Origin of the sequence: Robiginitalea sp., assembly GCF_049588695.1 — a bacterium.
Classification (GTDB): domain Bacteria; phylum Bacteroidota; class Bacteroidia; order Flavobacteriales; family Flavobacteriaceae; genus Robiginitalea.
Genome location: NZ_JBAVZJ010000455.1, coordinates 1 through 6,274, shown reverse-complemented (window position 1 = coordinate 6,274; position 6,274 = coordinate 1). Strand labels below are relative to the sequence as shown.

Here is a 6,274-nt window from a genome sequence, read left to right as displayed (position 1 = left end):
CGTTCATACAGTGGGACGGTCCATTGAAGGCAGGCCGCTTCGGCTGATCAGCATTGGCAAGGGAGATACAGATGTCTTTCTTTGGTCTCAAATGCATGGAAACGAACCTACGGCTACCCAGGCTATTTTTGATATTTTGAATTTTCTGGCTTCCCCGGACCAGGGGACTGAAAAAAGCGCCATCCTTGAATCTGTGCGGTTGCATTTTTTACCCATGCTCAATCCGGATGGGGCAGAAGTCTTTGCCCGACGCAATGCGTTGGGGATCGATATCAATAGGGATGCTTTACGCCTGCAATCTCCCGAAGGACGAACGCTGAAGGGTGTAAGGGATAGCCTCGAGGCCGAGTTCGGTTTTAACCTGCACGATCAGAGCACATATTACAACGCCGAAAGGACTGCAAAACCGGCTACAATTTCCTATCTGGCACCTGCCTACAACTACGAAAAGGAGATCAACACCGTGCGGGCCAATGCCATGAAGGTCATTGGGTATATGAATGGAATCCTACAGAAGTACGCCCCCGGGCAGGTCGGGAAATACAACGATGATTTTGAGCCCAGGGCCTTTGGCGACAATATCCAAAAATGGGGCACGAGTGCCATTCTCATTGAATCGGGCGGGTATCCGGAAGATGTGGAGAAGCAGGAAATCCGTAAACTGAACTACGTCTCCATTCTTTCCGCCATCTATACCATAGCCACGGGGTCTTATGAAAATATGACTCTCGAGGGATATGAATCCATTCCGGAAAACGATCGCAAACTCTTCGATTTGAAAATAGAACGGGTTACTTATCCGCTTTTAGGTCAGGAGTACCTTATGGATATCGGAATCCAGAGGCCGGAGGTCGATGACGCCTCTCATGACGATTTCTGGTACAGCAGCAGGGTGGTGGACCTCGGAGATCTCTCCACCTACTACGGATATCAGACCCTCGATGCCGCGGGCTATCACCTGGAGCAGGCAAAGGTATATCCCGAGGTGATGCCCGATATGAAGTCTGTTGAAAAACTGGACTTCTGGAGCCTGCTTCAGGAAGGAGTGGCCTATGTCCGGGTGGCTGACCTTCCTAAAGAGCATATCAATTCTCCTTACCCTGTGCATTTAATTTCCTCAACGTTTAAACCCGCCGAGTTGCGACTGGGTGTGGGGATGAACCCCACGTTTATCCTATCTAAAGAAGATGGGCCAAAATACGCAGTGGTCAATGGATTCCTCTATAATCTTTCCTCCCGTGAGGGGAATGGGAAAAACAGTATGATCTACAGATAAAGCAGATTGCACTTACTGGCAGCCCCCCGTAAATCCACTGGCATCAAACTGGGTTTGAACGGCTCCCTGCTGGCTTCCCCTGAGGACCTGGATCACCAGGTTGTTTTCACCACTACCGTCGCGTTTCGGGCTGCAGTACTCAAAGAGGTAGAAGCTGTTGGCCCGCTCAGACACTTTTTGAGATAGCTGGTTGAACGTGGTTTCGAGTTCCTCTTTATTTCCCGCAAAAACACTAAAGGTTTTCCCCACCGACTCCAGGATCTGCGTATCGATCTCGGTACCCAGCCCAATGGTAAAAAAGGAAATATTGGAATCGGCATCTGCCACCTTGTCCAGGGCATCCCGTTCCCGGTAACGTGAGGCCTGGTCCGTCCCGTCTGTAAAAAGGACTACGGAAGCGGCTCCAATGGTGCTATTCTCTAGACTGTCTTCCAAAAGGGCCTCAGCCACATCTGTACTTTTGATCACCGCGCCGTAAAGATCCGTCGAGGGGTCGCTGCTTATATCGGTGGTTATTCCGTCAATGGCCGCCAATAGGGCTTCCCGTGAAGCCGTCAGGGCCTCTAACTCATGCAGTTCGTCCTGCCCGTCAAACCAATAGATCGCCATCTGGAAGGAATCGGATTCCGAACCGTCCATCACGTTATTGATAAAGCTGCTGGACGCGGATTTTAATTCAGATAAACTCGAACTCAGCACACTATTACTCAGGTCCAGGACTAAGAGGGTATGGTTGGTAAAGACTTGTGAATTGGGTGAAATCCGCGCTTGGGATTCCGATGGGGAGATCGTCCTGAAACAATCGTCATTGCGGCCTTGTTCATAGATTGTAAATTGGTTGGCCGTCAGGCCGGCCACAGGATTTCCTGTCACATCCGTAACCCTGAAAAATACGGATACTTTCCCGGGCAGGGTCGTGAATTCATCCTGAATGGATAGCAACAATTCATTGCTGCCCAAATCGATACAATCGTCTACGCTCTGCCCCAGCCCCAGGTCGTTGTCCAGATTTGGATCAAACCGGACGTCGTCATCAGAATTTCCACAGGAAACAGCCAAAGAAAAGGCAGTCAAAACACTAAATGCTACCAGTGCTCTTTTAAAATAAGTCATCATTTTCATGGGTTTGTTCGTTTGAAGGAAAACGGCCTTTTCAGAATCCTAGTATATGGGAATTAAATTCACAGGGGAATAAACGGAGTGGTAGATCCGGGCCTCTAGGGTTACGTTCAGAACAAAATCCTGTTAAATTCACCGGGCATCACCTAAATTTTTGGTATTTTTAAGCGTAATCACGCATAAAAAATCTATCCATGCCAAATTATTCTATCAAGGTCAATGGGAAATCCCATTCAGTTGAAGTGAGTGCTGATACCCCTTTACTGTGGGTTTTAAGAGATCATCTGGACCTCGCGGGTACCAAGTACGGATGCGGAATTGCGCTTTGCGGCACTTGTACGGTGCATGTGAACGGTAGCCCGGTGCGGAGTTGTGTCATGCCAATCGGGCAGGTTGGGGACGGTGAAATTAAAACCATTGAAGGCCTTTCAGAAGACGGATCGCACCCATTGCAGAAAGCCTGGAAGACCGTAGATGTGCCTCAATGCGGATATTGCCAGGCAGGGCAGATCATGTCTGCGGCCGCACTACTGGAGTCCAACCCGAATCCTACCGAGGTGGAAATCAAAGAAGCTATGAACGGAAATCTTTGCCGTTGTGCCTCGTACCAGAGGATTCACGAGGCGGTAGCTCTTGCCGCCAGGGAATCACAATCCTGAGGGGTAGAAAAATAAATAAACAGAAAGACTTAAACAGATTCTCAAATGTCAAATAACAAGAACGAACAAGGCTTTAGCAGAAGGGATTTTATGAAGGCCACTTCCCTGGCCGGGGGAGGGCTCCTGATTGGTTTTACATTTTTTGAGTCCTGTAAGCCCGGTGCGGAACCCGCTGTAGATCTGGCAGACCTGAACTACAATGATTTTAATGCCTTTATAAAGATTGCGGATAACGGGGCTGTGACTATTTTTTCCCCAAACCCGGAAATCGGGCAGGGGGTTAAAACCTCAATGCCCATGATCATTGCCGAGGAACTTGATGTGGAATGGAAAGATGTGCACGTCGTTCAGGCACCCCTGGATTCCAAGAATTACACACGGCAGGTGGCCGGTGGCAGTCAGTCTATACGGCAGGGTTGGGAACCCCTTCGACAAACTGGGGCCACTGCCCGTCAGATGCTGGTTAATGCGGCCGCGGCCAAGTGGGGTGTCGACCCCTCTGAGTGCAGCTCAGATAAAGGGATCATTACCAATGCCAAGGGAGAAACCCTGACTTATGGGGATGTCGTAAACGAGGCAGCCCGATTGGAAATCCCGGAAGATGTAAAGCTGAAACCGGTTTCGGAATTCCATATTATAGGACAGGAAATCGGGAACGTGGATATTGATGAAATTGTGACAGGCAAACCATTATTTGGTTTGGATTATAAAAAAGAGGGGATGTCTTACGCCTGTGTGGCCCGACCACCGGCTTTCGGACAAACACTGGATTCCTTCGACGATTCAGAGGCCCGTGCGATATCCGGGGTGAAGGAGGTCGTTCGCTTCGGCGATAAAGTTGCGGTCCTGGCCACAGATACCTGGACTGCCATGAAAGGTAAAAAAGCATTAAAACTCTCCTGGAAATCAGATACTTCCCTAGAGAGTACTGCGGAACATCATAAAATCTTAACCGGCCTTTTAGACGGGAATTCATTTGAGACCCTGAGAAAGGATGGGGATGTTAAAAAGGCTTTCGCAAAGGCGGATTTTGTACTGGAGCGTACTTATGAGTCTCCGTTTCTTCCCCATAATTGCATGGAACCCATGAACTTTTTTGCGGATGTTACCTCCGAAAAGATCCATCTGGTGGGACCAATTCAAACTCCTGAAGGTACTGCGAATCGTATTGCTGAAGTATTGGAACGGGATGTCGCAGATATTCATCTGGAAATGACCCGTCAGGGGGGAGGGTTTGGAAGGCGCCTGTATGGGGATTTTGCCATAGAGGCTGCGGAAATTTCGAATCTTACGAAAAAACCTGTCCAGGTCGTATTTTCAAGGGAGGACGATATGGCCGATGGTATTTACCGCCCGGCGATAAAATACAGGATCGCAGCTAGTGTAAAGGATGGAGAAATTACGGGATACCATTTGAAAGAGGCCTCTATAAATTCAAATATGTACGGCCTGATCCCTAATTTTTTCCCGGCGGGTGCCCTGGAGAATTATCAGGTGGATGTGGCAAAATTCGACAGTAAAATCACTACAGGGGCCTGGCGCGCCCCGTATACGAACTTCCTGGCTTTTGCCGAACAGTCTTTCTTTGACGAGCTGGCGGAGCTTATGGAGACAGACCGTATTCAGTTGCGACTGGATCTTTTGGAAAACGTCAAAGGCACTACGGATGACCGTATTCAATACTCCCCTCAGCGGATGCAGCAGGTGATTCGGACGGCTGTCGAAAAATCGGGGTGGGGTAGTGCCCCCGATGGCGTTTACCAGGGTTTTTCTGCCTATTACTGCCATAACAGCCATGTGGCCGAAGTAGCCGATGTTGTGATCGAAGGGGGCCGGCCCGTTGTAAAACGGGTGGTCTGTGTGGTAGACTGTGGAATTGTAGTCAACCCGCTTGGGGCGCGAAACCAGGTAGAAGGAGGGGTGATTGACGGTATTGGTCACGCCATGTACGGCGATTTTGCCTTTACGGGCGGAGCCCCTGAGAACCTGAATTTTGACGGGTACCGGTTAATTCGAATGAAAGAGATTCCCCGGGTGGAAACGCATTTTATAAAGAATACCGAATCTCCGACCGGACTGGGCGAACCTGCACTGCCACCGGCCGGAGCAGCAGTTGCCAATGCGATCAAGGCTGCAACGGGAAAACGCCTGTACAATCAACCCTTTCTCAAAGAACTGAAGGACTTACAGATTCCCGCAAAAGAAATTATCGGTTGATATGAGAGTACTTCTTTTTGGGGTGACACGGGATATTGTAAAGTGTAGCAGTATAGATCTTAATGCGCAAATTGCAGCAGGTATTCAAACCGTAGGCGACCTAAAAAAGCATCTTTCGATGGAATACCCCAAATTGGCCGAGTTGACTTCACTCGCTGTAGCGGTCAACCAGCAATACGCCGAAGAAAACCACCCCCTTGGAAATAAGGATGAGATTGCCCTAATTCCCCCGGTAAGCGGGGGCTAGTGTGAAGACTATGCTGATCGACAACCACAATCGCGTCATCAATTATGTAAGGCTTGCTGTTACTGACCGCTGTAACCTGCGCTGTAATTATTGCATGCCCGAGTCGGGAATAACTTTTGAAAAAAACAGTTCCCTGCTCAGCATAGATGAAATGAAAAAACTTTCGGATATGCTGGCCTCCCTCGGGGTGGACAAAATTCGGATTACAGGGGGGGAACCTTTTGTCCGAAAGGGTTTGATGGACCTCCTGGCCTATATGACAAATCTGGATGCTTTCAAGGAGATTTCCATTACTAGCAATGCCACTTTAATCGGTCCTTATATCGACGATTTGGAGGTAATGGGTATTCACAGTGTCAATGTAAGTCTGGACGCTATTCAGAGGGAAACGTTTGAGCGAATCACACGACGGGACCAGTTTGATGTAGTTCGGAAGAACCTTTTGCGGCTGATCTCCTCAAAAATTGAAGCACGTATTAACTTTATCGTCCTGGAAGACCAGAATGAGGGGGATATCCTTGATATGATCGCTTTTGCACAAAAGCATCCCGTACGGGTACGCTTCCTCGAAGAGATGCCCTTTAACGGAGGCAGCAAAGACTTCAGGTCCCTGAAGTGGAACCACAAAAAGATTTTGGAACATATTCGGAGCAAATACCCTGAATTTGAGAAATTACCCGCACCGCTGACCTCTACTTCAGTCAACTACAAAATCCCTGGCCACAAGGGGTCTTTTGGAATCATTCCTTCCTTCTC

General features: G+C 48.9%; 6 protein-coding genes. 5 read left to right on the top strand and 1 reads right to left on the bottom strand.

Going from position 1 to position 6,274, the window contains the following annotated elements:
* The coding region (locus WBV75_RS10735; protein ID WP_424120604.1) for a M14 family metallopeptidase at nucleotides 1-1,276 on the top strand (1,276 nt) is incomplete at its 5' end.
* A 12-nt stretch (nucleotides 1,277-1,288) separates the two neighbouring features.
* On the opposite strand, the gene WBV75_RS10730 is transcribed toward WBV75_RS10735, so the two are convergent.
* Complete coding sequence (locus tag WBV75_RS10730; protein WP_424120606.1) at nucleotides 1,289-2,389, bottom strand: VWA domain-containing protein; 1,101 nt, start codon at nucleotides 2,387-2,389, stop codon at nucleotides 1,289-1,291.
* A 200-nt stretch (nucleotides 2,390-2,589) separates the two neighbouring features.
* Between WBV75_RS10730 and WBV75_RS10725 the strand changes: the two genes are divergently transcribed.
* From WBV75_RS10725 to WBV75_RS10710, 4 genes are all read left to right on the top strand, one after another.
* Nucleotides 2,590-3,054, top strand: coding sequence for a (2Fe-2S)-binding protein (locus WBV75_RS10725; protein ID WP_424120603.1), 465 nt, complete (start codon nucleotides 2,590-2,592; stop codon nucleotides 3,052-3,054).
* Between the two features lie 45 nt (nucleotides 3,055-3,099).
* Nucleotides 3,100-5,271, top strand: coding sequence for a molybdopterin cofactor-binding domain-containing protein (locus WBV75_RS10720; RefSeq protein ID WP_424120602.1), 2,172 nt, complete (start codon nucleotides 3,100-3,102; stop codon nucleotides 5,269-5,271).
* Nucleotide 5,272: 1 nt separating this feature from the next.
* On the top strand, nucleotides 5,273-5,518 hold the full coding sequence (gene moaD, locus WBV75_RS10715) for a molybdopterin converting factor subunit 1 (RefSeq protein ID WP_424120601.1): 246 nt from the start codon (nucleotides 5,273-5,275) through the stop codon (nucleotides 5,516-5,518).
* Nucleotides 5,519-5,528: 10 nt separating this feature from the next.
* The coding region (locus WBV75_RS10710; protein WP_424120605.1) for a GTP 3',8-cyclase MoaA at nucleotides 5,529-6,274 on the top strand (746 nt) is incomplete at its 3' end.